Here is a 25,508-nt window from a genome sequence, read left to right on the forward strand (position 1 = left end):
GCTGTTTTTGTAGGAGCGACCTCAGTCGCGACCGGAGATACCGGCGGTACGGAGACTACGGTCGCGACTGACGTCGCTCCTGCACAACACCACAGGGTTACCCGCCGAAATCGAGATCGTGGGCCGCCAGCACGTGGCGCACGGCGGCGCGGGCGGTGGCGATGGCGGCGGTCTCCGGCACCAGCCGCGGGCGCCGGTCCAGGGTGCAGGCCAGGCCTTCGGCGAGGAACACGGTATGCGCCTGGGTCAGTGCCTGCGCGGTCGGTTCGTCGATGCGGCCGGTTGCCAGCAGCGCGGCGATCAGCGAGGCGGTGTTGCGCGGCGTCAACAGCGCGGGTGCGGCGCCCGATTCACGCAGTACGCGGTACTGCAGCAGGAACTCCAGGTCGACCAGGCCGCCCTCGCCCTGCTTGAGATCGAAACGCGCGGCGTCGCTGCGATCCAGTTCCGCGCGCATGCGCTGGCGCATCTTCATCACGTCATCGCGCAACTGCGCGGTATCGCGCAACCTCGACAGGGTGGTGTCGCGGATGTCCTCGAAATCCTGCTGCAGCACCTCGTCACCAGCGACACCGCGCGCGCGCACCAGCGCCTGGTGTTCCCAGGTCCAGGCACGCTCGCGCTGGTATTCGCGGTAACTGGCCAGTGACGACACCAACAGGCCCTTGGCACCGTCCGGGCGCAGGCGCACATCCACGTCGTAGAGCCGCCCTGCACCGGTCTCCGCGCCGAGCAGCGCCACGATCTTCTGTGCCAGCCGCGCGTACCAGCGTCCGGCTTCCAGGGGACGCGCGCCATCGGACTGCGCGTCGGCGGGCGCGTCGTACAGGAACACCAGATCCAGATCCGAGCCGAAGCCCAGCTCCTCGCCCCCCAGGCTGCCGTAGCCGATCACCGCGAAGCGTCCCTGCGGCACGCGCCCGTGCGCGGCGGCGACCTCCTCCTCGGCGGTACGCAGCACCACGCGCACGACGTCATCGGCCAGCCAGGCCAGCTGGCGGGTGCTTTCGCGGGCGGGTTGGCGGCGATCCAGCGCGGCCATGGCGATGCGGAAGCTCAGCGCGAGCCGGCGTTCGTTCAATTCGCGCAGGGTCGACTCGGCATCGCCGCCATCGAGCGCGCGGTTGCATTCGGCCTGCAGGCTCTGCTTGTCCGGCAGCGGGCCCGACACGCGCGCGTCGAGCAGTTCGTCCAGCAGCAGCGGATACAGCGCCAGCCGTTCGGCCAGCAGCGCGCTGCGTGCCAGCACGTCGACCAGCCGCGCCAGCGCGCTGGGTTGTTCGTCCAGCAGCGCCAGATAGCTGGCGCGACGCAGGATCGCCTGCAGCAGCGCGAGCACGCGCTTGAGCGCGGCATCCGGCTGCGCCGAGCGCGCCGCCGCGCCGAGCAGCGCGGGCACCACCCGATCCAGTCGCGCGCGCGATCCGTCCGACAGCGCGCGTACGCCGGAGAACCGGGCGAAATCGCGCAGCGCGCCGTCGGCGGTGGTGGCGTCGGCGAAGCCGGCGTCGGCCAGCGCGGATTCGTCGCCGCCTTCCGGCAACGCGCGCCAGTAGTGTTCCAGCACGCCGGGCTCGGCCTGGCCGCGGCGCGGCGCCAGCAGCTCGGCGAATTCCTGCGCCACCCGATCGCGCTGGCGTTGCAGTGCCAGCAGCAGCGTCGGCCAGTCCGGGTAATCGAGCCCGCGTGCGATGCGCTCGCGATCCAGCGGGTTGTCCGGCAAGGCATGGGTCTGCGCATCGCGCAGCATCTGCAGGCGGTTTTCCAGCCGGCGCAGGTAGCGGTAGGCCTGGCCCAGCGCGGCGCCATCGCCTTCGACCACCTGGCGCGTCGCGACCAGCGCGCGCAACGCCGGCATCAGCCGGCGCTCGCGCAGCGACGGTTCGCGGCCGCCGCGGATCAGTTGCAGCGCCTGCACCAGGAATTCGATTTCGCGGATGCCGCCGGGACCACGCTTGATGTCGTCGGCCAGTTCGCGGCGCGCCACTTCCGCGGCGATCGCGGCCTTCATCTCGCGCAGGCCGTCCAGCGCGGTGTAGTCCAGATATCGGCGGTAGACGAACGGGCGCAGGCTCTCCAGCCAGCGCTCGCCGGCTTCGATGTCGCCGGCCACCGCGCGCGCCTTCAGCCAGGCGTAGCGTTCCCAGTCGCGACCCTCGCGCTGGAAGTACTGGTCCATGCCGGCGAACGACAGCGCCACCCGTCCGGCATTGCCGAACGGGCGCAGGCGCAAATCCACCCGATGGCAGAAACCATCGACCGTGGGTTCGTCCAGCAGCTTGGCCAGGCGCTGGCCGAGCCGGGCGAAGTAGTCTTCCGCCGCCAGCGAACGCGCGCCGTCGGATTCGCCGTTGTGCGGGAACGCGTAGACCAGATCCACGTCGGAGGAAAAATTCAGCTCGCCGCCGCCCAGCTTGCCGAGACCGAACACCACCAGCCGCTGCACGCTGCCATCGGCGGCACGCACGACACCATGGCGCTGGGCGAATTCGGCTTCCAGCGCTTCCAGGCCGATGCGCAGGCAGTTCTCCGCCAGCCGCGTGCTGCCGGCGAGGATGGCGTCGACGTCGTCCAGGCCCAGCACGTCGCGCCAGATCAGGCGGGTCGATTCGGCGGCGCGGTAGCGCCGCAGTTGTTCCTGCCAGCGTCCGGATTCATCGGCCGCCAGGATCGGCGCGGGGGTCGGCGCGGCGCCATCGTCGCGCAACAGGGCTTCCAGCCGTTCCGGCTGGCGGCGCAGGGTTTCCAGGGCGAAGTCGCTGGCCAGGATCACCCTGCCGACGCGCGCGGCGCGGACGGCATCGGCCAGCAGTTCGGCCGAGGCGGGCGAGGATTCGCGCAGGCGGGCCAGGCCGCGTTCGATCAGCGCTTCGAGATCGGTGTCGGAAACCGGGGCGTTGTCATCCATATCGCCGGATTGTGGCATGCCGTCCCGGCTTTGTTTGCAGGAGCGACGTCAGTCGCGACCGGAAAACTGATGCGCAAGCAAACCCGTGCTTTCCCCCAGGGCATGCGCGTCATGGGAAGAAGCGGGAAGGCACGGTTAGCGGTCGCGACTGACGTCGCTCCTACAGGGAGCCTTCGCTTTGTCAGGCGGCCAGCGAGAGATCCGGCAGGGTGGTTTCGGGTTGCAGGTCCAGGCCGAACTGCGCGGCCAGTTTTTCCAGCAGGACGGGCTTGACCTGCTCCAGCCCCGAGGGGCCGCCGAGATCGGACAGGGTCGCGACCTGCAGGCCTTCGTAGCCGCAGGGATTGATGCGGTGCCAGGGCGACAGGTCCATGGCGACGTTGAAGGCCAGGCCATGGAAGGTGCGGCCGTGGCGCACGCGGATGCCGAGGGCGCCGATCTTGGCGCCTGCCACGTACACCCCAGGCGCGCCGGACTTGCGTTCGGCGTGGATGTTCCATTCACCGGCGGTGTCGATCATCGCCTGCTCGATCTTGCAGACATAGTCGCGTACGCCGACCTTCATCCGTGGCAGGTCGAACAGCGGATAGGCCACGATCTGGCCCGGACCGTGATAGGTCACCTGGCCGCCGCGATCCACCTGCACCACCGGGATGTCGCCGGGCGCCAGCACGTGCTCCGGCTTGCCGGCCTGGCCCAGGGTGAATACCGGATCGTGCTCGACCAGCCACAGCTCGTCGGGAGTCTGTTCGTCGCGCGCGTCGGTGAAGCGCTGCATCGCCCGCCACACCGGCTCGTAGGGCTGGCGTCCCAGTTCACGCACCACGCACGGACGGCTCACAGCGTCCACTTCACTTCCGGATGCGAACGCAGGGCTTCGTGCGCGGCGTCGAACTGTTCGCGGCTGGCGGCCTGGAAGGCGATGCGCACGGACACGTACTTGCCGTTGGCGGAGTGCTTCCAGGTGATGTCCTCGTGGATCACTTCCACGCCGGCCTGGGTCAGCAGTTTCGGGAGTTCGGTTTCCAGGCCCGCGTTGGCGGTGCCCATGGCGCTCAGTTCGAAGGTGCCGGGGAACTGGAAGCCGTGTTCGGGGTTGTCGGACTTGATTTCCATGGCGGGAATTATTGGGCCGGTCCGGGTGAAAACCAAGCGCGGGCCCCGCCGGCCCCGGAAAACGCGAAGGCCGCGGTTTCCCGCGGCCTCCGGTGCGTCAGGTGCGGCGCGGGCCTCAGCGGGCCAGCTGCACCAGGGTGGAGGAGACCCAGCCCTTGTTGCCGAGTTCGTCCTCGACTTCCCACATCACGCCTTCCTTGGTGCCGGTGGGGTACAGCATCATGCCCGGCTCCAGATCGCGCACGGCCTTGCCGGTGCCCTTGGCGTTGGCGAACAGGCGGCCCGGCTTGGTCATTTCGACCGCCTGCTGGGCGCTGGCGGCCGAAGCGTTCTCGGCCACGCCACCCAGCTGGGTGACCAGATCGGTGTAGGCCTGCAGGTAGGCCAGGGTGATGACCTGGCCGATCTCGGTGTTGGCGTAACCGCCCACGCCGGCCGCGCCCACGCCGCTGCCGCCGAACAGGCCGCCGCCGGCGCCCCAACCCATGTCGGTCTTCTTGGCGTTGCCTTCGGCCATCGCGACCTGCTCGGACGAACGCACGTCGGTCAGGGTCAGGACCACGTCGGCGGTCTTGCTCTTGAAGTTCAGGCCGCCGACCACGGCACCGGCGGTGCCGCCGATCAGGCCGCCCAGCAGGCCGGTGATGGCGTTGCCGCTGGCGTTGGAGTTCTGCGAGATCAGGTCGGGCACCAGCACGTAGTCGGCCGCCTTGATCTGGCCCTTGCCGATGTTGGAGCGGTTGCGCAGCTCACCGTCGGCGGCGAGCGCGCGCTCGCTCATCGCGGCATTCAGGCCGACGCCGCGATCCACCAGGGTGAAGCAGCGCGACTTGTTGACGAAGACCTTGATCAGGCGCGACGGCGCCGGCAGCTGCTGGCCGGTCCACCAGTTCACCACGTCTTCCGGCTCGATCACCGAGATGGTGCCCAGCGGCTTGGTGCAGGTCGGAATCTGCGCGACTTTTTCCTTGCGCGTGTCCTGGGCGCTCTTGGCGGCGAAGGCGGGCACGGCGATCAGCAGCATGGAGGCCGCCAGCGCGGCCTGCTTCAAAGAAATCTTCAACATGAAAAATCAATCCCTGTTTGGTTGAAACATTGCGGGGCCGTCGGGCCCCTCCCCTGAGTTCCGCCGCAACCATCCGAATGGCAGCCCGCGGAAGCCGCGATGATAAGCGAATGCAGACCTTCTTCCATGACCCATTGGTACCGGGATCATGGTCCTGAAACGCGAATCCGGCGCACGCCCGGCCACCGGGAGATAATCGCCGCCCCTCCCTAACGGCCCGCGCATGTCCTTCTTGATCGTCAGCGTCCTGTTCAGCGTACTGGTCGGGGTGCTGCTGAAACTGGCCCAACGGCGCGGACTGGGCATGGTGCCGGTGATCCTGGGCAACTACGTGGCGGCGTTGGCGCTGTGCCTGGCCACCCTGGACCCGCCTCTAGCCCGCCTGCGGGAGCCGGGCACGCCCTGGCTGGCGCTGGGATTGCTGGTGATCCTGCTGCCGGGCATCTTCCTCGCGATGGCCGCGTCGGTGCGCGCGGCCGGCATCGCCCGCACCGACGTGGCCCAGCGGCTGTCGCTGGTGGTCTCGCTGGGTGCGGCCTTCCTGTTCTTCGGCGAAACCGCCGATGCCGGCAAGCTGGCCGGGCTGTTGCTGGGCCTGATCGCGATCGCCGGCATCGTCTCGCGCCCCCGCGCGGGCGATGATGGCGGCACCGCCGTGGCGCGGGCGCGCTGGCTGCTGCCGCTGACCGTGTTGCTGGGCTACGCCGCGGTCGACATCCTGCTCAAGCGCATCGCGATGGCCGGAACCCCGTTCGCCGCTTCGCTCGCGGTGGCCTTTGCCGGTGCGCTGTTGCTGATGATCGCGGTGCACGGCGCGCGCGTGCTGCGCGGACAGGCGCGGATGGAAGCCGGCGCGCTGCTCGCCGGCCTGCTGGTCGGTGCCTGCAACTTCGCCAACATCCTGTTCTACATCAAGGCCCACCAGGCATTGCCCGGCCATCCGGCGGTGGTTTTCGCGACGATGAACCTGGGCGTGGTCGTGCTGGGCACGCTGGTCGGCACGTTCGCCTTCGGCGAAAGGCTCAGCCGGATCAACTGGCTGGGCATCGGGCTGGCGATCGTGTCGGTGGCGCTGATTGCCGCGAGCCTCGCACATGGATGACACGGCACGGTCCGACGACGCGGTGCCCGGTGAATGGACCGATCACGTCTACGTCAACGCCTCCAATGCGCGGGTCTGGCTCGCGCTCACCGACCCCGCGCACCTGCCGCGCTGGATGGGCGAACCCGAACTGCGGATTTCGGTGGCGACCGACTGGCGGATCGGCGCTCCCATCACCATCCGGGGCTTCCATAATGTGCCGTTCGAGAATCGCGGCGTGGTGCTGGCTTTCGATCCACCGCACGCGCTGGGCTATCGCTATCTCAGCTCGCTGTCGGGACTGGCGGACGAACCGGCCAACCAGACGCACCTGCATTTCGATCTGGCGGAAGAAAACGGCGGCACCCGCCTGACCCTGGCCGCGCACGGATTTCCCACGGGTGCCATCTTCCACCACACCACGTTCTACTGGGCTGGCACCCTGCACGTGCTCAAGGCCTACGTCGAGGGCATGGACCGTGAATGAGCGGAACGGGCCACCCGCCCGTCCCGCCCATCCCGGAAACGCTTACTCGCTGCGATCGTAGGAGAATTGGATGCCGGGGACGCACCGACGATGTTGTTGACCAGCAACTGGCAAACCATCGAAGCGATGGAATTTACCTGCACCGGCTGGTGGCTCCTGTGGAGGGTCCGGCACCGCCGGGGGATGCACCGCGACGCCGCGGGGAGGAGGACGGCATCGCGATGCGGAAGCGCGGAACCGGCCATCGCCGGATCGGCCGGGTCGCAGGCGCTCAGGCGCGCTGCGAATCCAGGGCTTCGTGGTTCTTCTGCACGTCCTGGGCCTTCATGTAGCTTTCGATCAGCAACTGGTAGTTCGGAAAGATCTGGGTATAGATCTCGGCCCATTGCTGCGCGTCGTCGCGGTGCCAGGTCTTCTGCAGTTCGGAGGCGACCGCGGCGGTGTCCATCGGTACCACGCCGGCCTGGACCACGCGCGCGAGGGTGATTTCCTCGGCCATCTTCGAATAGGTGCCGGAAGCGTCGATCACGGCGAAAACCTGATAGCCGTCTGCCACCGCGGCGATCGACGGGAACGCCATGCACACGCTGGTGATGGTGCCGGCGATGATCAGCTGCTTGCGGCCGGTCGCCTTCACCGCAGCGACGAAGTCGGGGTTGTCCCAGGCGTTGATCTCGCCACGACGGGCCACGTACTGCGCGTGCGGCGCGGCGGCATGGATTTCCGGAATCAGCGGGCCGTTCGGGCCCTGCGGCACCGAGGCGGTGGTGATCACCGGCAGACCGGCCAGGGTGGCCATCCGCGCCAGCGCGGTGGCGTGCGCCCGCACGCGGGTGAACGGCATGTCGCCGATGGTCTGGAACAAGCCGCTCTGGTGGTCGATCAGCAGCATCGCGGCATTGGCGGGATCGAGAATCGGCTTGCTGCCGTTGAAGTTGGCGGGAAGGCTCATGGGAAACACTCCGGTTGGGGGAGGACGGGCGTCGCCGCCCGCGGGAAGGAAAAGGCGCCCGCGCTGCGGGCGCCCCTCGGGACTACTGCGCGATCCGGCCGAAATGGCCACGGCTGAAGTCGTCGATGGCCTGGACGATCTCGTCCTGGGTGTTCATCACGAACGGGCCATAGCCGACGATCGGTTCTTCGATGGGTTCGCCGCTGAGCAGCAGGAAGGTCGTATCGGCCTCGGCCTCGACAAAAACGTCGGCGCCATCGCGATCCAGCACGACCAGTTGGGCGTCGTGCGCGGCCTGCTTGCCGTTCACGCGCAACGCGCCCTTCAGGACGACCAGCGCGAGCGTGCGCCCCTCGGCGACTTCAAAGGTGGTGCCGTGGCCCTGCTGCAGGCGTACATCCCACACATCCATCGGCGTGAAAGTGCGCGCCGGGCCATGGTGATCGCCATGGCGTCCGGCGATCACCCGCAACCGCCCCGCGTCTTCCGGCAGCGCAATCGACGGAATGTCGCGATCCAGCAGGGTCTGGTAACCCGGCGCGGACATCTTGGCGCCGGCCGGCAGGTTCACCCACAGCTGCACCATGTCCAGGGTGCCGCCAGTACGGGCGAAATCCGGCGAGTGGTATTCCTCGTGGAGGATCCCGGAAGCGGCGGTCATCCACTGCACGTCGCCCGGACCGATGCGGCCGCCGGCGCCGGAAGAATCGCGGTGCTCCAGTTCGCCCTCGTAGACGATGGTCACCGTCTCGAAACCGCGATGCGGATGCTGGCCGACGCCGCGCCGATGCTCGGTCGGTTCGAACCGGTACGGGCCGGCATAGTCCAGCAGCAGGAACGGGCTCAGGTGGCTGCCGTGGGTCTGGTAGGAGAACAGCGAACGGGCCGGAAAACCGTCCCCGACCCAGTGGGGACGCGGGGCGCCGTAGACGCCGAGGACTTTCTTCATGGTGGGTTCCCGCCCGGGCGGACCGGGCTTGATTTGCGATGGGCGCCACGTTAGTCCCGGAACGATGGACCCGGTAGTCGGCAGGATTTATCCTCAGAGTCCTACCAGGTGAACGATGACTGGCATGGTTCCGACCGACCTCAACGACCTGTTCTACTTCGCCCAGGTGGTGGATCACGGCGGGTTCGCCCCCGCCGGGCGCGCACTCGGCGTGCCCAAGTCCAAGCTCAGCCGGCGCATCGCGCTGCTGGAGGAGCGCCTCGGCGTGCGCCTGATCCAGCGCTCCACCCGCCGTTTTTCGGTGACCGAGATCGGCCAGGACTACTACCGCCACTGCAAGGCGATGATCGTGGAGGCCGAGGCCGCGCAGGAGGCGATCGAACTCACCCGCTCCGAGCCGCGCGGCGTGGTGCGGGTCGCCTGTCCGGTGGCGTTGCTGCATGCGCGGGTCGGGACGATGCTGGCCGACTTCATGGCGGAGAATCCCAAGATCACGGTGTTGCTGGACGCGACCAACCGTCGCGTCGATGTGGTCGGTGAAGGCGTGGACGTGGCGATCCGCGTGCGCCCGCCGCCGCTGGAGGACAGCGATCTGGTGATCCGCGTGCTGGCGCAGCGCTGCTGGAACGTGGCCGCCAATCCGCGTCTTTTCGAGAACAGCCCGATACCGGCCACGCCGGCGGACCTGGCGCGGTATCCCACCCTGGATCTCGGGCCGTTCCACCGCGATCACAGTTGGCAATTCAGCGATCGCGAAGGCACCCTCGCCACCGTCCATCACGAACCCCGCCTGGTCACCGACGACATGACCGCGATTCGCATGGCGGCGGTCGCCGGGGTCGGCATCATGCTGCTGCCGACCATGGTGATGTGCGACGAACTCGCCGACGGACGCCTGATCCGGCTGCTGCCGGACTGGCAGCCAAAGCAGGGCATCATCCACGCGGTATTCCCGTCGCGGCGTGGGCTGGTACCGTCGGTGCGCCACTTGATCGACCATCTCGCGCAGCGTTTCCTGGCGTTGGAGGAAGACTGACCAACCACGCGTGGCTCGGCATAATCGCTTGGCCTTCCGCCTTCTTCGCACGCATGTCGAACCACGCCGAACCACGCCACGACCTCTCCGGCGCGCTGAAGTCCGATGTCGATGGCGAAGCCGTCACGCGACTGGCCGATGCCTTTGCCGCCATCGCCGACGAGCGTCCCGCCACCGCCCTGCCCTTGCTTCGGCAAGCGGACGCGCGGGGATCGCGCATGGCCGCCGCGCTGCTGCGGCATCTGGCCGGCGAAGGCCCGGACCACGCCTACGCGGCGCACGCCGCGTTCCAGGCCTTCATCCGGGGCGGCGACAACGTGCCGTTGTACGCGGCGGTCAGTCAGGCGATGGCCGAACGCCATGCGCGGCCGGCGGTGCATCGGCTGCTCGATATCGGCGCCGGTGATGGCATGGCGCTATTGCCGGCGCTGCGTGCCGGCACGCGGCTGCCTGACCGCATCGACGTGATAGAGCCGCAGGACGGCCTGCGCGATGCGCTGGCGGCGCTGTTCGCCGAACAGTTCGCCGGCGCCCACGCGCAAGGACGGCTGCAGCTGCACGGCGTCACCTTGCAGGCCTTCGTACAGGGGCTGTCGCAGGGCGACCATTGGGATCTGGCGCAGTCCAGTTTCGCGCTGCAATCGCTGCCGCCCCCCGAACGGGTGGACGCGCTGCGCGCGTTGCGGCCGCGCGTGGACACGCTGGTGGTGGTGGAATTCGACGTACCCGCGCTGGCGCACGGCACGCCCGCGTACTTCCATTCGGTCGCCGGCCGCTACGAACGTTGCCTGGCGCAGTATGGCGAGGATGCGGCGCTGATCGCACATGGCTTCCTCGCGCCGATGCTGGCTGGCCAGTTGCGCCGCGGCGTCGCGCCCTCGAACTGGGAACAGCCGGTTGTGGACTGGCAGCGGGAGTTCGAACAGGCCGGCTACCAGCCGCGCGAGGCGCGCCCGCTGTACGACTACAGCTGGTCGCCGGCATGGTGGATGGAAGCGTCCGCGCATTGACCGGCACGCCCGGCACTTCCTTGTGGGAGCGACGTAAGTCGCGACCGTGGCGTTCTGTGCCTCCCCCCGGGAAGCGGTCGCGACTGACGTCGCTCCTACAACCGTGATCGCGCCCGCTTGCGGGAACGACGCTGGTTGCGAAAGCGGGACTCGTGGCATCTGCGGAAAAGCTCGCGACTGACGTCGCTCCCACAATGGCAGGTTGGCTTGAGTGGAGCGGACAAAGGCGATGGCTGGCAAGTGATCCATCTTGCAATCAAGGCGTTCCTTCCCCGTAGGAGCGACGTAAGTCGCGACCGTGGGGTTCAGTGCCCCCGGGAAGTGGCCGCGACTGTCGTCGCTCCCGCAAGCGTTTGGGGAATTGCCATCATCGGGTCATCGCGGTGATGTTGGATCATGGTGGCCTGTCCGATCTCCGTGCGCCGCGCCGTCCTGAAGGAATGTCCTTGAGCCATCCATCGCCCACCGGTTCCCATGCGCCGCCCTCGGGCGCGATCGCGATCTTCCTGGTGTTCCTGCGGCTGGGGCTGACCTCGTTCGGTGGGCCGCTGGCGCATCTGGGTTACTTCCGCGCCGAATTCGTGCAGCGTCGGCGCTGGCTGGACGAAGACGCGTTTGCCGGTCTGGTGGGCCTGTGCCAGTTTCTTCCGGGTCCGGCGAGCAGCCAGCTCGGCTTCGCGCTGGGCTGGCTGCGCGGCGGTTGGCGCGGGGCGCTGGCGGCATTCCTCGGCTTCACACTGCCCTCGGCGCTGTTGATGTACTGGCTGGCGCTGCATGCGCCGCGCGCGACCACGACGCCCCTCGGGCTGGTACTGGTGCATGGCCTCAAGCTGGTCGCGGTGGTGGTGGTCGCGCACGGTCTGTGGGGGATGGCGCGCACGCTCACCCCGGACCCGCGCCGCATCGCACTGGCGACCGCGATCGCCGTGCTGGTGTTGCTGGCCCGCAATCCGATCTGGCAGCTGGCGGGCATCGGCCTCGGCGCGATCGCAGGCGCGTGGTGCTGCCCGCCGGCGCCGGCGGGCAGCAGCCCGGCTCCGCTCGTGCCGCGCTGGCTGGCGCCGATCGCGCTGGTCCTGTTCGCGGCGGGGTTGCCATGGGCGTTCTGGCCGCGTGGCGAGGCACCGACACTGGATGCACTGGCGGCGGCCAGCTACCAGTCCGGCGCGCTGGTGTTCGGCGGCGGCCACGTGGTGCTGCCATTGCTGGAAGCCAAGCTGGTGGCGCCGGGATGGTTGAGCGCGGACCAGTTCCTCGCCGGCTACGGCGCCGCGCAGGCGATGCCCGGACCGATGTTTTCGCTGGCGGCTTTTCTTGGCGCCGGTGTGGATGCCGGCGTCGCCCGTCCGTTGGCCGCCACGGTGGCGCTGCTGTGCATTTTCCTGCCGGGTTTCCTGCTGCTGATCGCGCTGCTGCCTGGCTGGACGCGGATTGCCTCGCGTCCGCGGCTGGCGCGGATGGTGGCCGGCATCAACGCGGCGGTCGTGGGCCTGTTGGCGGCGGCGCTGTACGACCCGTTGTGGAAGAACGCGGTGGGCACGCCCGTCGACGTGGGCATCGTCGCGCTGGGCCTGCTGATCGCCGCGCGGGTGCGGCGATCCGCGCTGTGGGTGCTGGCGATGTGCCTGGGCGCGGCATGGCTGGCGGCGGGACTGCCCCGGCCCTAGCGGAAAGACGTCAGCCGTCTTGTGCCAACGGCAACCGCAGTTCCGCCACCGTGCCCGTCTCCGGTGCGCGCGACAATAGCTCCAGGCTGCCCTGCTGCGCTTCCAGGATCTGGCGTGACAGCACCAGGCCGATGCCGGAGCCGCCGCTCTTGGTGGTGAAGAACGGCACGAACAGGCTGTCGCTGGACGGCAGCCCCTCGCCGCGGTCCCTAACCTGCACGCGCGCCTGTCCGTTTTCCGCCCATGCGCACAGCTCGACCGGCGCGCTGCCGCCGGCTTCGACCGCGTTGCGCAGCAGGTTGATCAGCACCTGCTCCAGCTGATCGGCATCGGCGACGACCCGCAGTTGCGGTGCGACCTCGACCTGGATGCGTTCGTCGACCAGCCGGCGCACGCGCTCGCACAGCGGCGCCAACGGCACGCTGGCCGGTTGCGGTTCGGGCAGCTTGGCCAATCGCGCATAGCCGCCGAGGAAACGCTGCAATGCCAGGCTGCGCTGTTCAATCAGGTCCAGGCCACGGGCAAGGTCCGTGCGCGCCTCGGGGTCGAGCGTCGCGCCTTCCGGCGGCAACATGCGCGCCAGGGTATCGGCCATGGAGGCGATCGGCGCCATCGAGTTGTTGATTTCGTGGCTGAGCACGCGCAGCAGGCGGCGGAACGCCTGCGCTTCCTCGTCGCGCAGCGCGCGTTCCATCGGTTGCAGGACGAGCAGGCGGCCGGCCTGGCTGCGGCTGCGCAGCGACGCGTGCCCGATCTGCCAGCGCCCCTGCTGGGTGGGAAAGGCATGCGGGTGGATGCGGCCATTCGGAATATCGAACAACGGCGCCAGTCCCAGCGCGTCCGCGCGTTGTCCCAGCAGTTCCGCTGCCGGACGGCCCAGCAGGCGTTCGCCGGCGGGATTGATCAGGCGCAGGCGGTCGCCCTGCTCGAACGCGAACACCGCGCCGTCCAGCGCGGCCAGGGTCTTGCTGAGCAGTTGCAGGCTCTCATGGGAGTCGCGCTGCTCGTCCTGCAGGCGCTGCGCCAGCGCGTTGAAACGGCCCATCACCTGAATCTGCCCGCCGCCACCGGAAGCCGCGCCGCGCACGCTGTAGTCGCCTTCGCGCAACGATTCCAGCAGGCCGTCGAGGGTGCGCAGGCGGCGTCCATCCGCGTATCGCTGCAATCGCCAGATGATCGCGGTCAGCGCCAGCACGCAGATCAGCAACAGGGCCGCCTCGCGCGGTGCCGGCGTGCCCAGCGCGAGCACGGCCGCCAGCGCCAGCATCGACGGCGCGACCAGCCACGCCGCGCGTCCGCGCTCAGGCGTTCTCATCGCCACGCAGGCCGTGTTTCTCCAGCCGCCGGTACAGGCTCTGGCGGGTGATGCCCAATTGGTCGGCGGCACGTTGCAGGTTGCCGCCCTGATCGGCCAGCGCGCGCCGCAGCAGCAGCGCTTCAGCTTCCTCCAGGGTCATGCGTTCGGACAGCCGCGGCTCCGCCGCGCCGGGCAGGCGCAGCGCGGCGGCGTCCAGCACGCCTTCGTCGGCCAGCAGCGCCGCGCGTTCCATCACATGCGACAGTTCGCGCACGTTGCCCGGCCACGGGTAGGTGAGCAGCGCGCGTTCGGCGTCGCGCCCGATGCGCGGCACCGGGCGGCGGTAGCGGGTGCAGGCGACGGACAGGTAATGGCGCGCCAGCGGCAGGATGTCCTCGCCGCGCTCGCGCAGCGCCGGCACCCGCACCTGGAACGTGTTGATCCGGTACAGCAGATCCTGGCGGAAGCGGCCGGCCGCCACTTCGCTTTCCAGATCCGCGTTGGTCGCGGCGATCACGCGCACGTCCACCCGTCGCGTCTGCGAGGAGCCCAGTCGTTCGAATTCCCCTTCCTCGATCGCGCGCAGCAGCTTGGGCTGCTGGTCCAGCGGCAGGTTGCCGATCTCGTCCAGGAACAGGGTGCCGCCGTCGGCCAGTTCGAACCGGCCGGCGCGATCCTGGCGCGCGTCGGTGTAGGCGCCGCGCACGTGGCCGAACAGTTCGGCCTCGAACAGGGTCGGCGCGATGCCGCCGATGTTGACCTTGACGAAGGCCCGCGCCGCGCGCCGCGAGCCGCGATGCACGAAGCCCGCCAGCAGGCTCTTGCCGGTGCCGTTCTCGCCCAGCAAGAGCAGGTTGGCGTCGCTCTCGGCGATCCGCGCCAGATCCTCCAGCAGGCGGCGCATCACCGGTGATTCGGCGATGAAATCGTCGCCGGCCTCCTGCAGCAGCAGCGCCTGCGCCTGTCCCAGCCGCTGCTCGCTGCGACGGCTGCGATCCAGCGCGATGCGGCTTTCCAGCACGTTCAGCACGCGCGCGTTCTGCCACGGTTTCTCGATGAAATCGACCGCGCCGCGCTGCATCGCCGTCACCGCCAGTTCGATGCTGCCCCAGGCGGTCATCGCCACCACCGGCAGGCCGGGGCACTGCGCGGCGATCTGCTCCACCAGCGCCAGCCCCTCCTCGCCGGAGGTGGTGTCGCGGCGGTAGTTCATGTCCACCAGCACGGCGGCGAATTCGTCGCCGCGCAGGCAGCCCAGCGCGATCTCCGGCGACTCCGCGCCGACCATGCCGTAGCCGGCGCTCTTGAGCAGCATGCGCAGCGCCTCGCGCACATCGGGCTGATCGTCGACGACCAGGATGCGGGCGCTGGGGGACGGACGGGAAGTCGGCACGGTGCTCATCGCCGCCAGTCTAGCGTCCGCGCCGGAGCGCGGGCGCTATTCATTGCGCAGCGCCTGCATCGGCGGCACCCGCGCCGCCCGCAGCGCCGGCGATAGCGCGGCCAGCAGGCCGGCCAGCGCCAGCGCCGCCACCACCGCGCCGATCGCCAGCGGATCCGCCACCTGCACCTCGAACAGATAGCGCTGCAGGAACCGCGACATCGCCATCGCGATGCCCAGTCCCGCCAGCAGGCCGATGGCGATCTGCAGGCCGGCCTCGCGCAGCACCTGCCGCAGCAGCCGGCGCGGGTCGGCGCCGAGCGCGGCGCGCACGCCGAACTCGTGCCGGCGCGCGGCCACCGCGGTCGCCATCACCGCGTACAGGCCCACCGCCGCCAGCAGCAGCGCCAGGCCGGCGAACAGGCCCACCAGCAGCAGGTTTAGCTTCTGCTCGCTGGTGGTGGACGCGACCACCGCGTCCATCGCGTCCAGATCGGAGATCGGCTGCTGCGGCGCGACCTCGGCGATCGCCTCGCGCAACGCGCGTTCGGCGCTTCCGGCGGTGTTGCCGGCGCGCGACTGCAGCGCATAGGTCAGTCCGCCGAATCCGCGGATGATCCGCCATGCGCCCGGGGACAGCTGCGCCAGCGGGGTGTAGACGATCGGAGGCGCCGGCTCGGCCGGGCCGAACTGGCGCACGTCACCCACCACCCCGACCACCCGCATCGGCACGCGCCGATCCTCGCCGTCGTCCTCGATGGCGACGATTTTTCCCAGCGGCGCATCACCCAGGTACTGGCGCGCGAACGCGGCGCTGACCACACAGATGCGCTCGGCGCCGGCGGTGTCCTGTTCGCCGATCCCGCGGCCGGCGAGCACCGGCATGCCGAACACATTGAAGAAGTCCGGCGTCATGAAGCGGTACTGCGCGCTGATCGAGCGCCCGTCCGGCAGCACGTAGCTCCAGTTCAACTGGGTGGCCGTGGGCGGGTTGCTGCCCGCCCCGACATGGGCGACCCCGGGCAACCGCCGCAGCCGTTCGACGATGCGATCGGTCTGCTCGGCCATCGAGCCGACTTCGGCGTGGCGTTCGCGGATCGGCGCCAGGCTGAAAATGGTGACCGCGCGGCTCTCGAAACCCATCGGCACCTCCGACAATCGCTGCAACGTGCGGGTGAACAGGGCGGCCCCCATCAGCAGCACCACCGCCACCACCACCTGCGCGATCACCAGTCCGCGGCCTAGCCGGCCGGCACCGCGGCTCCAGCCCGCGCGTCCGCCGCCGACCAGTTCGCGGGTAAGTTGCAAGCCGCGCACGCGCAGCAGTCCCAGCACGGACGCCAGCAACGCGGTGGCCGCGCCGGCCAGCAGGGCGAAGCCCACGCTGGTGCCGGTCAAGGCGGCCGCTTCGCCGCGGATCCATTCCGGTGGCACCCAGCCGGCCATCAGGCGCAGGCCCAGCCAGGCCAACGCGATGCCGACGAGCGCGCCGCCAATACCAATCAACAGCCCCTCGGCCAGCGCCGGCAGGCCCAACCGGGCCAGTGGCGCGCCGAGCGCCAGGCGCACCGCACTGTCATGGCTGCGGCCCAGCGCGCGCAGCAGCATCAGGCTGGCCAGGTTGATCGCGGCGATCAGCAGCACGCACGCGCCCGCGCCGAAGAACAGCCACAGGGTATTGCCGGTGCGCGAGGCGAACACGCTGCCCTTCAGCGGCAGCGCGTTGGGCGGAAATTCGAGCAGGTGGCGTTGCCATTCCTCGGTCATCCGCGGGTTCTGGCGAAGCAGCGCGCCGAGCACGGCGCCGGTTTCCGCCGAGGCTTCGGCCACGCTGATGCCGGGCTTGATCCGGGCGATGATCTGCTCATTGGTGGACAGATTGGTGCTGGCCAGGTCCGGCTGCATCGACAGCAGGATGTCGAACTGCACCGGCCAGCGGAACGCGGCCGGCAACACCCCGACTACCTGCGCGGCGCGGCCTTCCACCTGCAGGGTCTGGCCGATCGCGGCGGGATCGGCGCCGTAGTACTGCGTCCAGAACGCATGGCTGAGGATGACCGCCTGCGGACCGTTCACCCGGTCCTCCTCGGCGTTGAAGTTGCGGCCCAGCGCCATCGGCAGGCCCAGCGTGTCCAGGAAGCCGCGATCCACGAGCAGGGAGCCGACCACCCGCCCCTCGTCGCCGCGCGCGATATTGGTGTTGATCGCCCAGCTCCGCAGCATGCCGGTCGAGGCGAAGCTGCGCATGCGCCGCACCGGCGCGTAGTAACCGGGCGCGGCCGAGTTGCGCTCGCCGTCGAAGTACTGGCCGAGGGTGACCAGCCGATCCGGCTGCGGAAACGGCAGCGGCTTCAGCAGCGCCTGGTCCAGCAGCGAGAACACCGCCGTGGTCGTCGCCACGCCCAGCGCCAGGGTCAGCACCGCCAGTAGCAGGTAGCCGGGCCGGCGCAGCAGGCCGCGCCAGGACTGGCGCGCCTCGTTCCACAGGATCGCCGCGCTCACGACACCGCCTCCAGTCCCGGCAACGCCATGTCGCGCTCATGACGCAGCCGCTCGAAGGTGTCCTCGTCGACGATGCGGCCGTCGAGCATGTGCACGATGCGCATCGCGCGTCGCGCGAACGCGGGATCGTGGGTCACCATGCACAGCGTGGTGCCGTTTTCGTGCAGTTGTTCCAGCAACTGCATCACCGCCTCGCCGTTGCGGCTGTCGAGGTTGCCGGTGGGTTCGTCGGCCAGCAGGATCGACGGGTTCCCCACCAGCGCGCGCGCCACCGCCACGCGCTGCTGCTGGCCGCCGGACAGCTGCCCCGGATAGTGGCGGGTGCGATGGTTCATGCCGACCAGTTCCAGCACTTCGCGCACCCGCCGGGTGATGTCGGCGCGACCGAAGCCGTCGCGATAGGTCAGCGGCAGGGCGACGTTCTCTTCCACGGTCAGATCCGCGATCAGGTTGAACGCCTGGAAGATGAAACCGATCTCGCCATTGCGGATGCGCGCGCGGCCACGCGCATCCAGGTCGGCGACATTGCGCCCGTTGAGCCAGTACTCGCCGCGGCTGGGCGCATCCAGCAGGCCCAGGATCGACAGCAACGTGGACTTGCCGCAACCGGAAGGACCGGTGATGGCGACGAAATCGCCCTGGGCGATGTCCAGCGCGATGTCGGACAGGGCGTGGGTTTCGACCTCGTCGGTATGGAAAACCTTGCCCAGGTGCTGCAGGCGCAGCAGCGGTGCGGGGATGGCGGAAGCGGGCGGGACGGCGGTATTCATCGGGGCTCCTGGGAAAGGTCAGCGTAAACGCAGTCGCGGGTACTGCGCCCACTGGCTGGTGTCGGAAAGCACGGCGCGGTCGCCGGGGCGAAGACCGTTGCGGATTTCGATGCGATCGCTGGAGGCGGCGCCGAAGCGCACCGCGGTCTGGCGGGCCTCGCCATCGCCGTCCAGCACGAACAGGGTGCCGGGACTGCCAGGCACGGCCAGCGCCGGGCGCGGAATGCTGATCACGTCGCGCAGTACGCCCAGGCGGATGCGCCCGTCGACCGACAGATCCGGGCGCGCGCCGGGCGGCAGCTTGCGTCCCAGATCCACATCGATGGTCACGCTGCCGTTGCGTACCGCCGGATCGATGCGGGTGAGCCGACCCTCGACCACGCCATTGCGGGTGTCCACGCTCACCGCCAGGTCCAGCGACAGGTCCTTGGCCAGCACTTCGGGCACCTGCAACCGCGCGATCAGATCATCCGGACGCGCCACCCGTGCGAGCTTGGCGCCGACGGGGACCTGCTGGCCCGGTTCGACGTCGATCTGCTGGAGGATGCCATCGCTGCCGGCACGCACGTCCAGCGCCGCGACCTGCTGGCGCGCGATCGCCAGCGTGCTGGCGGCTTCGTCGCGCCGCGCCTGCGCCGCGCGCAGTTGCGCGGCCATGTTCTGGCGGAACGCGGACACGCGCCGGGTTTCGATTTCCGCGCGTCCCTGCTGGGTGGTCTCGGTGATCTGCGCCTGGCGCAGATCGATCTTCGACATCACCCCGGCGGCGTGCGCACGCTCGTAGGCCTGCGCCTTGACCTCGGCGATGCGCCATTCCGACTCCGCCTGCGCCTGCTGCGCCTGCTGGTCCAGCAACTGCGAGGCCAGCGACGTGCGCACCGAGGCGACTTCGGCCTCGGCGCCCGCCAGCGCCGCTTCGGCCTTTTCCAGGTTGGCGGTCAGCTCCGGATTGACCATGCGCAGGATCGCCGTGTCCGCGCCCACCCGGCTGCCGGGCTGCACCAGCACCTGCTCCAGCGTGGCGACGGCACCGGCGGTAATCCAGCGGATGTCGCGTGGCACCAGCGTGCCGGTGGCGCGGATCTCGCGCACCATGTCGCCGCGCTCGGCGTCGCCGATCCACAGGCTGCCGCGCTCGACCTTGGGTGCGGCCTGGCCCACGCCAAGCACGGCGACGGCGGCGACCGCCGCCAGGAACAGAATCGGGCCGCCGACAAGCAGCAGGCGGCGGCGGGACGCGGAGCGGGTCTGGGGGCGGGCGATGTCCATGTCCCTTTGAAGAGCATGCCGCGTGCCAATCGTGACGCGCGCTCAACTGATTGATTCAGTGGAAGATTCTTTCCCCCTTGGCACGCCATCATGTCCGTTTTCGTACGTTCGGCGTCCGCCACCGGGCGTCCTGCCGCCGTCCGTCGGCAAGTTGCTTCCCGGGATTTACATACTGTGCAACACAAAGTACTGTTCGCCAAACTTTACGGGGTGGAACATGGTGGAAGCGCGCGACAACCCGGGATCCAAGCTGGAACTGGAGCTGCGGCGCGGCGTGCTGGTGCTGGCGGTGCTGTCGCAGCTGCGCGAGTTCCAGTACGGCTATTCGCTGCGGCAGGCGCTGGCCCAGCGTGGCATGCCGATCGAGGAAGGCACGCTGTATCCGCTGCTGCGGCGTCTGGAAGGCCAGGGGGTGCTGGCCTCGGAGTGGCGGATCGAGGACGGCCCGCCACGCCGCTATTACCGCTTGAACGACGCGGGCGAGGCGATGCTCGCCGAATTGAAGGCCTATTGGGATTCGCTGGTCGGGACCATGGGTGGACTGCTGCAAGGGGACGGGAAATGAACGTGAACGACGTGATCGATGCCTACGTGATCGATGTGATGCGCCGCCTGCCCGCACGCGAGCGCAACGAAATCGGGCTGGAACTGCGTGGCCTGCTCGCCGAGATGCTGGCCGAACGCGCCGATGGCGAAGGCCGGCCCGCCGACGATGCGATGGTGCTGGCGCTGCTGCGCGAATTCGGTACGCCGGCCGAGGTGGCCACGCGCTACCGCCCGCCGGGCCTGGTCGCCATTCCTCCGCAGGAGACCGGCAAGTTCGCGCTGATCGCGATCATCGGCCTCGCCATCCAGTGGGCGATCAGCCTGCCGCACGTGTTCGACGGCCGCCTGCCGCTGGCCGGCTGGTGGCTGGGTCCGGGCCTGGGCGCGTTCTGGTGGCCGGGCTTCATGATCATGTTCACCCTGCTCGCCGCGTGGCTGCGCCAGCGCGGCTGGTTCAAGCCGCGCTGGCGACCGCGAGCGGTCGATCCCGAACGCGTCAACCGCGGCGCGCTCGCCTTCGGCCTGGCGTGGTTCGTGATCGGCGTGGCCGTGGTGGTATCGCTGCCCTGGCTGGTACCGCATCTGCCCGGCGCGTTGCCGCGGGTGCTGGCGCTGGATCCGGATTTCCTGCGGATCCGCGCCTGGCCGGTGCTGCCGTTGTGGGCGGCCAGTTTCGCGATCCTGGCCTGCGTACTGGTGCAGGGACGCTGGTCGCCGCTCATGCGCAAGCTGGAGATCGTGTCCAGCGCGGCCTTCATCGCACTGCTGCTCTGGTGGGTCACCGCCGGCCGCATGTTCCAGGCCACGCCGACCGATCAGGGTGCGCGCGGCATCCTGGCGCTGATCGTCGTCATCATGCTGGTGGACCTGGGGATCCGCCTGCAGCGCGGCCGCACCCGCATCCGTCTGCCGGATCTTTCCGGCTGACACCACCGGCCGGCGCCGCCGGCCTTCCCGCTTCCCTTGCCAAGGAGTCCCGCCATGCTTCGCGCGTGTCTGCTTTCGCTCGCCCTGATTCCGGCCAACCTGGGCCTGGCCAACCTCGTTTTCGCGGATGAATCCGCTCCGTCTCCACCCGCGTTCGTTCCGCCACCCGCGCCGGGCGAACTCGTGGATATCGGCGGACGCCGCCTGCACCTGGACTGCAAGGGTGACGCGGCTGCTCCCACCGTGCTGTTCGAGGCCGGGCTGTCGCAGTACACCGCGCATTCGGGCTTCTCCAAGGCGCAGGACGCCATCGCGCCGTTCGCCCGCGCCTGCACCTATGACCGCGCGGGACTGGGCTGGAGCGATCCGGTTCCCGGCGCCCGCACGCAACAGGACATGGTGGCGGATCTGCACGCACTGATCGCCGCGAAGAAATTGCGGACGCCATTGGTGATCGTCGGCCATTCCGTCGGCGGACTGCTGGCGCGGCTGTACGCGCGGGAATATCCGGACGAGGTCGCCGGCCTGGTGCTGGTGGATGCCAGTCCCGAGCCGTATCTGTTCACTCCGGGCGCGGCGCAATTCCGCACGGGCCTGGCGGCGGAAATCGATGCCGGGTTGAAGAAGGCGCAGGGCGACGGTCCGGTCGTGCCGCTGCCGGCCGACGTCGAGCCCGACATCGTGGTGGCGTTCCTGCCGCGCGTGCTGGCCACGGTCAAGCAGGAATACGAAGCGCTCGATCGCGTGCCCGCCGCGATGCGGCAGGCGCATGGCTACGGCACTCTCGGCGATCTGCCGCTGGCGGTCATCCGGCGCGGCAAGACCGAGACGCCGCCGAACGCGGAGGATCTCCAGTGGCGCGAGTGGCAGGAAGATCTGGCGACCCTGTCCACGCACGGCTTCCTGGTGGTCGCGGAAAACACCGGCCATGTCATCCCGTACGAGAATCCGGCCGTGGTCGCCGGGGCGGTGCGCCGGATCCTTGATGAGATCCGGCTCGATGAGGTCCGCAAGCATTGACCGGCACCACGCCGCACCTCGCGACGATCAGCGCGGTGCGCGCGCCTCGAACGCCGCGCGCGGTCGCGCGTGCAGATGCTCGCTGCGCAGCGCGCCGGGCGACTGGCCGATGATGCGCTTGAACGCCCTGCTGAAGGAGGCTTCGGAGTCGTAGCCCAGGCGATTGGCCGCCACCGCCACCCGCATGCCGTCCTGCGCGATCCAGCGCCGCGCCTGGAACATCTTGATCCGCGCGACATAGCGCGCCGGTGTCTCGCCGAGCGTGCGGGTGAACGCCTCGGCGAAGCGGGATCGCGACGCGCCCATCAGGCCGGCCAGCTCCGGCACCGTCCAGTCGCGTTCGGGTTCGGCGTGGATGGCGGCGACCACCTTGCCGATCGACGGGCAGTGCACGGCGGCGATCCAGCCGGAGGAATCGCTGCATCCGCATTCCACCCACGCGCGGATGATGCTGGCGGCCAGCACGTCGGCGAGCCGCGCCAGGATGCCGCACGCGCCGATGCGATCCAGCGCGACTTCGCGCTCCATCGCCTCCAGCATCACCGGCACGGTGGGATCGCGCTGCGCCAGTTCGCCGGCACGCATCATGTCCGGCATCATCGCCAGCAGCGGATGCAACGGATCCAGGTTGAAGCGCAGGCTGCCGCAGAACATCACGGTGCTGGCTTCCGGATCGGCATCGCCGTCGTGTTCCGCCTTGACCAGGTAGATGTTCTCCGACACCGGCACCCGCGCCAGCGCGTCGATGTCCATCGTCGGCACGTCCGGCGCGCTGGCCAGCACGTGGAAACCGCCACGCGGCAGCAGCACCGCGTCGCCCGCGTTCAGGCGCACCCAGTCCGCGTCCGGCAGCTTCAGCCAGCAGCCGCCCCGGGCGACAAAGTGGAAGCGCGCCTCGCGGCTGGCCGGAAAGGCGATCGCCCACGGCGCCTGCATCACGCAGCGGCCGTATTCGACGCCGTCCAGGCGCAGGTCGAGCAGGACCCGGGTGAGCATGTCGCGTCCGCCGGCGGGCGCCTCGGCCTCGCCACGCGAGGTGGCGGGGTTCGAAATCCTGGACGAATGAGCAAGCATATCGGCCTTTCCGGCATGGAAACGCCAGCATCATACGCCTAATCTGCCCGTCCGCTCCCCCGGATTCCCTCCCCCGTGTCTTCCCCCTCCTGTTCCGACTGCACCGCCGACGGCCTGCTGGATGACCCCGGTTCGCCGCTTGCCGACACCGCTTCCCCAACCATCGCCGGCGACGACGTCCCCGCCCGCTGGGCCGCCGTGGGCGCGCTGGCGCTGGGCGTGTTCGGCCTGGTCACCGCCGAATTCCTGCCGGCCAGCCTGCTCACCGCGCTGGCCTCCGATCTGTCCATCAGCGAAGGCGCGGCCGGGCAGACCGTCACCGCCACCGCCCTGATCGGCGCCATCGCCGCGCCGTCGATTCCGCTGCTCACCCGCCGCATCGACCGCAAGCACGTGATGCTGGCGCTGACGACGCTGCTGGTGCTGTCCAACGCGCTGGCCGTCGTCGCCGACAGCCTGTGGCCGTTGCTCACGGCGCGGGTGATGCTGGGCGTGGCGCTGGGCGGATTCTGGTCGATGGCCGCCGCGCTGGCGATGCGACTGGTGCCGGAATCGAAATTCCCGCGCGCGATGTCGTTCATCCTCACCGGCGTTTCGGTCGCCACCGTCTGCGCCGCGCCGGTGGGCGCGTGGATGGGCGAACTGTGGGGCTGGCGCAGCGCGTTCGTCGCCGCCGGCGTGGTCAGCGTGATCACGCTGCTGGCACAGATCTTCACCCTGCCCTCGCTGCCGCCGACGGCCAACCCGGATCTGCGCGTGCTCGGCCAGTTGCTGGGCCGGCCGGGCGTACGCATGGCGCTGCTGGCGGTGCTGCTGGTGATCTCGGGCCACTTCGCCGGCTTCACCTATCTGCGTCCGCTGATGGAGAACGTCACCCACCTGTCGGTGGGCGCGATCTCGGCGATCCTGCTGGCCTACGGCATCGGTGGTTTCTTCGGCAACTTCGCCGGCGGCTACCTGGCCGGACGCAGCGAGCGCACCGCGATCGTGTTCGGCGGCACCCTGATTGCGCTGCTGGCGATCGGCCTGCTGCTGGCCGGCCACTCGATGATCGTCACCGCGGTCGCCATCGCGCTATGGGGCTTCGCGTTCGGCGCGTTCCCGGTCGGCTTCCAGATCTGGATCATCCGCGCCGCGCCGGATCAGGCCGAAGGCGCGGGCGGCCTGCTGGTGGCCGCGTTCCAGATCGCCATCGCCACCGGCGCGATCGGCGGTGGCCTGCTGGTGGATCATGTCGGCGCGATCGGCGGTCCGCTGTTCGCGGTCGTCATGATGACGCTCGGTACCCTGCTGACCCTGCGCCACGGCCCGCGTCCGGCCAACTTGGCGGACGAAGCACTGCCTTCCCGTACCGGTTTCCACTGAGCCTTCCGCATGTCCCTGCCCGCCGATTCCGCCGAAACACCGCTCAACCGCCGCATCACCCTGGCCGCGCGTCCGCGCGGCCTGCCGGCGGCGACCGACTTCCGTCTGCTCCGCGAGCCGGTGCCCGTGCCCGGCGAAGGACAGGTGCTGTTGCGCACGCTGCACCTGTCGCTGGATCCGTACATGCGCAACCTGATGGACGAGATCGGTCCGGGCTATGCGCCGCCGCTGGCGCTGGGCGAGGTGATCGTCGGCGGCACCGTCAGCCGGGTCGAGAGCTCGCGCCATCCCGGTTTCCGCGAAGGCCAGATCGTGCTCGCCAACGCCGGCTGGCAGGACTACGCCCTGTCGGACGGATCCGATCTGGCCTCGCTGGATGGCCTGCCCCAGCCGTCGCTCGCCCTGGGCGGGTTGGGCATGCCCGGTTTCACCGCCTACGTCGGACTGCTCGACATCGGCCAGCCACGCGCGGGCGAGACGGTGGTGGTGGCCGCGGCGACCGGCGCGGTCGGCGCCGTGGTCGGCCAGCTCGCCAAGCTGAAAGGCGCGCGCGTGGTCGGCATTGCCGGCGGCGCGGACAAGTGCCGCTTCGCGGTGGAGGCACTGGGTTTCGACGCCTGCCTGGATCGGCGCGAGGGAAACCTGGCCGAACATCTTGCCGCCGCCTGTCCCGACGGCATCGACGTGTACTTCGAGAACGTCGGTGGCGAAGTGCTGGACGCGGTGCTGCCTCTGCTCAACCTGCACGCGCGCGTGCCGGTGTGCGGCTTCATCGCCCACTACAACGATCGCGACGCCACCGGCGCGGTGGATCAGCGGCCGCAGCTGCTGGCGACGATCCTGCAGAAGCGCGTGCGCATGCAGGGCTTCATCATCCTGGATCACTACGCGGATCGGTTCGAGGCGTTCCGCCGCGACATGCGGGACTGGCTCGCCAACGGCGACATCCGCCTGCGCGAGGACGTCGTGGATGGGCTGGAACAGGCGCCGGCCGCGTTCGCCGGCCTGCTGCAGGGCCACAACTTCGGCAAGCTGGTCGTGCGGGTGGCGGACTGACCGCCCCCGTCCGACGGGGACGATCCGCT

22 protein-coding genes are annotated in these 25,508 nt (G+C 69.6%); 10 read left to right on the top strand and 12 right to left on the bottom strand.

Annotated elements, in window-relative coordinates; genetic code table 11:
- Window positions 1-97: 97 nt before the first annotated feature.
- The 4 genes from glnE to FHW78_RS07725 all read right to left on the bottom strand — a co-directional run bounded on the left by glnE (window position 98) and on the right by FHW78_RS07725 (window position 5,048).
- A complete protein-coding gene (glnE, locus tag FHW78_RS07710) occupies window positions 98-2,908 on the bottom strand; it encodes a bifunctional [glutamate--ammonia ligase]-adenylyl-L-tyrosine phosphorylase/[glutamate--ammonia-ligase] adenylyltransferase (RefSeq protein WP_255443158.1) in 2,811 nt (936 codons plus the stop codon).
- A 181-nt stretch (window positions 2,909-3,089) separates the two neighbouring features.
- Window positions 3,090-3,758 carry a lipoyl(octanoyl) transferase LipB gene (gene lipB, locus FHW78_RS07715; RefSeq protein ID WP_328805223.1) on the bottom strand — a complete coding sequence of 223 codons (669 nt, stop codon included), beginning with the start codon at window positions 3,756-3,758 and terminating at the stop codon, window positions 3,090-3,092.
- A complete protein-coding gene (locus tag FHW78_RS19930) occupies window positions 3,746-4,024 on the bottom strand; it encodes a DUF493 family protein (protein WP_183639346.1) in 279 nt (92 codons plus the stop codon). Before FHW78_RS19930 ends, lipB begins: the two co-directional genes overlap by 13 nt.
- Window positions 4,025-4,139: 115 nt before the next feature.
- The gene (locus FHW78_RS07725) at window positions 4,140-5,048 is read right to left on the bottom strand and encodes a CsgG/HfaB family protein (protein WP_225562353.1); all 909 of its coding nucleotides are present in this window, start codon (window positions 5,046-5,048) and stop codon (window positions 4,140-4,142) included.
- A gap of 265 nt (window positions 5,049-5,313) precedes the next feature.
- On the opposite strand from FHW78_RS07725, the gene FHW78_RS07730 reads away from it, so the two are divergent.
- Both FHW78_RS07730 and FHW78_RS07735 read left to right on the top strand, forming a co-directional pair.
- On the top strand, window positions 5,314-6,192 hold the full coding sequence (locus FHW78_RS07730) for an EamA/RhaT family transporter (protein WP_183639348.1): 879 nt from the start codon (window positions 5,314-5,316) through the stop codon (window positions 6,190-6,192).
- Window positions 6,185-6,658 (top strand): SRPBCC family protein, encoded by a 474-nt coding sequence (locus FHW78_RS07735; protein WP_183639349.1) that lies wholly within the window; start codon window positions 6,185-6,187, stop codon window positions 6,656-6,658. The genes FHW78_RS07730 and FHW78_RS07735 overlap by 8 nt, the downstream gene beginning before the upstream one ends.
- A gap of 271 nt (window positions 6,659-6,929) precedes the next feature.
- Here the strand turns inward: FHW78_RS07735 and FHW78_RS07740 are convergent, their stop codons facing one another.
- Both FHW78_RS07740 and FHW78_RS07745 read right to left on the bottom strand, forming a co-directional pair.
- The gene (locus tag FHW78_RS07740) at window positions 6,930-7,610 is read right to left on the bottom strand and encodes a hydrolase (protein ID WP_183639350.1); all 681 of its coding nucleotides are present in this window, start codon (window positions 7,608-7,610) and stop codon (window positions 6,930-6,932) included.
- An 82-nt stretch (window positions 7,611-7,692) separates the two neighbouring features.
- Window positions 7,693-8,559: a pirin family protein gene (locus FHW78_RS07745; protein WP_183639351.1), complete on the bottom strand. Its 867-nt coding sequence runs from the start codon at window positions 8,557-8,559 to the stop codon at window positions 7,693-7,695.
- Window positions 8,560-8,683: 124 nt separating this feature from the next.
- Here FHW78_RS07745 and FHW78_RS07750 point away from each other — a divergent pair, with 124 nt between their 5' ends.
- The 3 genes from FHW78_RS07750 to chrA all read left to right on the top strand — a co-directional run bounded on the left by FHW78_RS07750 (window position 8,684) and on the right by chrA (window position 12,272).
- On the top strand, window positions 8,684-9,595 hold the full coding sequence (locus FHW78_RS07750) for a LysR family transcriptional regulator (RefSeq protein WP_183639352.1): 912 nt from the start codon (window positions 8,684-8,686) through the stop codon (window positions 9,593-9,595).
- A 53-nt stretch (window positions 9,596-9,648) separates the two neighbouring features.
- A complete protein-coding gene (locus FHW78_RS07755; protein WP_183639353.1) occupies window positions 9,649-10,605 on the top strand; it encodes a hypothetical protein in 957 nt (318 codons plus the stop codon).
- 440 nt (window positions 10,606-11,045) lie between these two features.
- Window positions 11,046-12,272: a chromate efflux transporter gene (gene chrA / locus FHW78_RS07760; RefSeq protein ID WP_183639354.1), complete on the top strand. Its 1,227-nt coding sequence runs from the start codon at window positions 11,046-11,048 to the stop codon at window positions 12,270-12,272.
- Window positions 12,273-12,282: 10 nt separating this feature from the next.
- Here chrA and FHW78_RS19820 read toward each other — a convergent pair whose 3' ends face one another.
- From FHW78_RS19820 to FHW78_RS07785, 5 genes are all read right to left on the bottom strand, one after another.
- Window positions 12,283-12,762, bottom strand: a complete 480-nt coding sequence (locus FHW78_RS19820; RefSeq protein WP_203323654.1) for an ATP-binding protein — start codon at window positions 12,760-12,762, stop codon at window positions 12,283-12,285.
- An 811-nt stretch (window positions 12,763-13,573) separates the two neighbouring features.
- Window positions 13,574-14,971 carry a sigma-54 dependent transcriptional regulator gene (locus tag FHW78_RS07770; RefSeq protein ID WP_183639356.1) on the bottom strand — a complete coding sequence of 466 codons (1,398 nt, stop codon included), beginning with the start codon at window positions 14,969-14,971 and terminating at the stop codon, window positions 13,574-13,576.
- 36 nt (window positions 14,972-15,007) lie between these two features.
- On the bottom strand, window positions 15,008-17,452 hold the full coding sequence (locus FHW78_RS07775) for an ADOP family duplicated permease (protein WP_183639357.1): 2,445 nt from the start codon (window positions 17,450-17,452) through the stop codon (window positions 15,008-15,010).
- Window positions 17,449-18,222: an ABC transporter ATP-binding protein gene (locus FHW78_RS07780; RefSeq protein ID WP_183639358.1), complete on the bottom strand. Its 774-nt coding sequence runs from the start codon at window positions 18,220-18,222 to the stop codon at window positions 17,449-17,451. Before FHW78_RS07780 ends, FHW78_RS07775 begins: the two co-directional genes overlap by 4 nt.
- Before the next feature lie 18 nt (window positions 18,223-18,240).
- A complete protein-coding gene (locus FHW78_RS07785; RefSeq protein ID WP_183639359.1) occupies window positions 18,241-19,491 on the bottom strand; it encodes an efflux RND transporter periplasmic adaptor subunit in 1,251 nt (416 codons plus the stop codon).
- 217 nt (window positions 19,492-19,708) lie between these two features.
- Between FHW78_RS07785 and FHW78_RS07790 the strand changes: the two genes are divergently transcribed.
- The 3 genes from FHW78_RS07790 to FHW78_RS07800 are packed head-to-tail and all read left to right on the top strand — an operon-like array spanning window position 19,709 to window position 21,984.
- Window positions 19,709-20,056, top strand: coding sequence for a PadR family transcriptional regulator (locus tag FHW78_RS07790; RefSeq protein ID WP_141455437.1), 348 nt, complete (start codon window positions 19,709-19,711; stop codon window positions 20,054-20,056).
- Entirely contained in the window at window positions 20,053-20,964 is a 912-nt protein-coding gene (locus FHW78_RS07795; RefSeq protein ID WP_183639360.1) for a hypothetical protein, read from the top strand. Before FHW78_RS07790 ends, FHW78_RS07795 begins: the two co-directional genes overlap by 4 nt.
- Window positions 20,965-21,018: 54 nt before the next feature.
- Window positions 21,019-21,984, top strand: a complete 966-nt coding sequence (locus FHW78_RS07800; RefSeq protein ID WP_183639361.1) for an alpha/beta hydrolase — start codon at window positions 21,019-21,021, stop codon at window positions 21,982-21,984.
- Between the two features lie 27 nt (window positions 21,985-22,011).
- Here the strand turns inward: FHW78_RS07800 and FHW78_RS07805 are convergent, their stop codons facing one another.
- On the bottom strand, window positions 22,012-23,058 hold the full coding sequence (locus FHW78_RS07805; protein ID WP_183639362.1) for an AraC family transcriptional regulator: 1,047 nt from the start codon (window positions 23,056-23,058) through the stop codon (window positions 22,012-22,014).
- A gap of 75 nt (window positions 23,059-23,133) precedes the next feature.
- Here FHW78_RS07805 and FHW78_RS07810 point away from each other — a divergent pair, with 75 nt between their 5' ends.
- Window positions 23,134-24,423 carry an MFS transporter gene (locus FHW78_RS07810; protein ID WP_343205545.1) on the top strand — a complete coding sequence of 430 codons (1,290 nt, stop codon included), beginning with the start codon at window positions 23,134-23,136 and terminating at the stop codon, window positions 24,421-24,423.
- Between the two features lie 9 nt (window positions 24,424-24,432).
- Entirely contained in the window at window positions 24,433-25,479 is a 1,047-nt protein-coding gene (locus FHW78_RS07815; RefSeq protein ID WP_183639363.1) for an NADP-dependent oxidoreductase, read from the top strand.
- The last annotated feature ends 29 nt before the right edge of the window (window positions 25,480-25,508 follow it).

The organism is Pseudoxanthomonas sp. OG2, assembly GCF_014192765.1.
GTDB classification, from domain to species: Bacteria; Pseudomonadota; Gammaproteobacteria; order Xanthomonadales; family Xanthomonadaceae; genus Pseudoxanthomonas_A; species Pseudoxanthomonas_A beigongshangi.

What these genes read in the sequence shown, in the direction of transcription:
- FHW78_RS07780 (WP_183639358.1), bottom strand. Translation starts at nt 18,222, where the DNA reads ATGAATACCGCCGTCCCGCCCGCTTCCGCCATCCCCGCACCGCTGCTG.
- FHW78_RS19930 (WP_183639346.1), bottom strand. Translation starts at nt 4,024, where the DNA reads ATGGAAATCAAGTCCGACAACCCCGAACACGGCTTCCAGTTCCCCGGC.
- FHW78_RS07790 (WP_141455437.1), top strand. Translation starts at nt 19,709, where the DNA reads ATGGTGGAAGCGCGCGACAACCCGGGATCCAAGCTGGAACTGGAGCTG.
- FHW78_RS07770 (WP_183639356.1), bottom strand. Translation starts at nt 14,971, where the DNA reads ATGAGCACCGTGCCGACTTCCCGTCCGTCCCCCAGCGCCCGCATCCTG.
- FHW78_RS07725 (WP_225562353.1), bottom strand. Translation starts at nt 5,048, where the DNA reads ATGCTGCTGATCGCCGTGCCCGCCTTCGCCGCCAAGAGCGCCCAGGAC.
- FHW78_RS07805 (WP_183639362.1), bottom strand. Translation starts at nt 23,058, where the DNA reads ATGCTTGCTCATTCGTCCAGGATTTCGAACCCCGCCACCTCGCGTGGC.
- FHW78_RS07730 (WP_183639348.1), top strand. Translation starts at nt 5,314, where the DNA reads ATGTCCTTCTTGATCGTCAGCGTCCTGTTCAGCGTACTGGTCGGGGTG.
- FHW78_RS07800 (WP_183639361.1), top strand. Translation starts at nt 21,019, where the DNA reads ATGCTTCGCGCGTGTCTGCTTTCGCTCGCCCTGATTCCGGCCAACCTG.
- chrA (WP_183639354.1), top strand. Translation starts at nt 11,046, where the DNA reads ATGTCCTTGAGCCATCCATCGCCCACCGGTTCCCATGCGCCGCCCTCG.
- FHW78_RS07750 (WP_183639352.1), top strand. Translation starts at nt 8,684, where the DNA reads ATGGTTCCGACCGACCTCAACGACCTGTTCTACTTCGCCCAGGTGGTG.
- FHW78_RS07755 (WP_183639353.1), top strand. Translation starts at nt 9,649, where the DNA reads ATGTCGAACCACGCCGAACCACGCCACGACCTCTCCGGCGCGCTGAAG.
- FHW78_RS07815 (WP_183639363.1), top strand. Translation starts at nt 24,433, where the DNA reads ATGTCCCTGCCCGCCGATTCCGCCGAAACACCGCTCAACCGCCGCATC.
- FHW78_RS07735 (WP_183639349.1), top strand. Translation starts at nt 6,185, where the DNA reads ATGGATGACACGGCACGGTCCGACGACGCGGTGCCCGGTGAATGGACC.
- FHW78_RS07785 (WP_183639359.1), bottom strand. Translation starts at nt 19,491, where the DNA reads ATGGACATCGCCCGCCCCCAGACCCGCTCCGCGTCCCGCCGCCGCCTG.
- FHW78_RS07795 (WP_183639360.1), top strand. Translation starts at nt 20,053, where the DNA reads ATGAACGTGAACGACGTGATCGATGCCTACGTGATCGATGTGATGCGC.
- glnE (WP_255443158.1), bottom strand. Translation starts at nt 2,908, where the DNA reads ATGGATGACAACGCCCCGGTTTCCGACACCGATCTCGAAGCGCTGATC.
- FHW78_RS07745 (WP_183639351.1), bottom strand. Translation starts at nt 8,559, where the DNA reads ATGAAGAAAGTCCTCGGCGTCTACGGCGCCCCGCGTCCCCACTGGGTC.
- FHW78_RS07740 (WP_183639350.1), bottom strand. Translation starts at nt 7,610, where the DNA reads ATGAGCCTTCCCGCCAACTTCAACGGCAGCAAGCCGATTCTCGATCCC.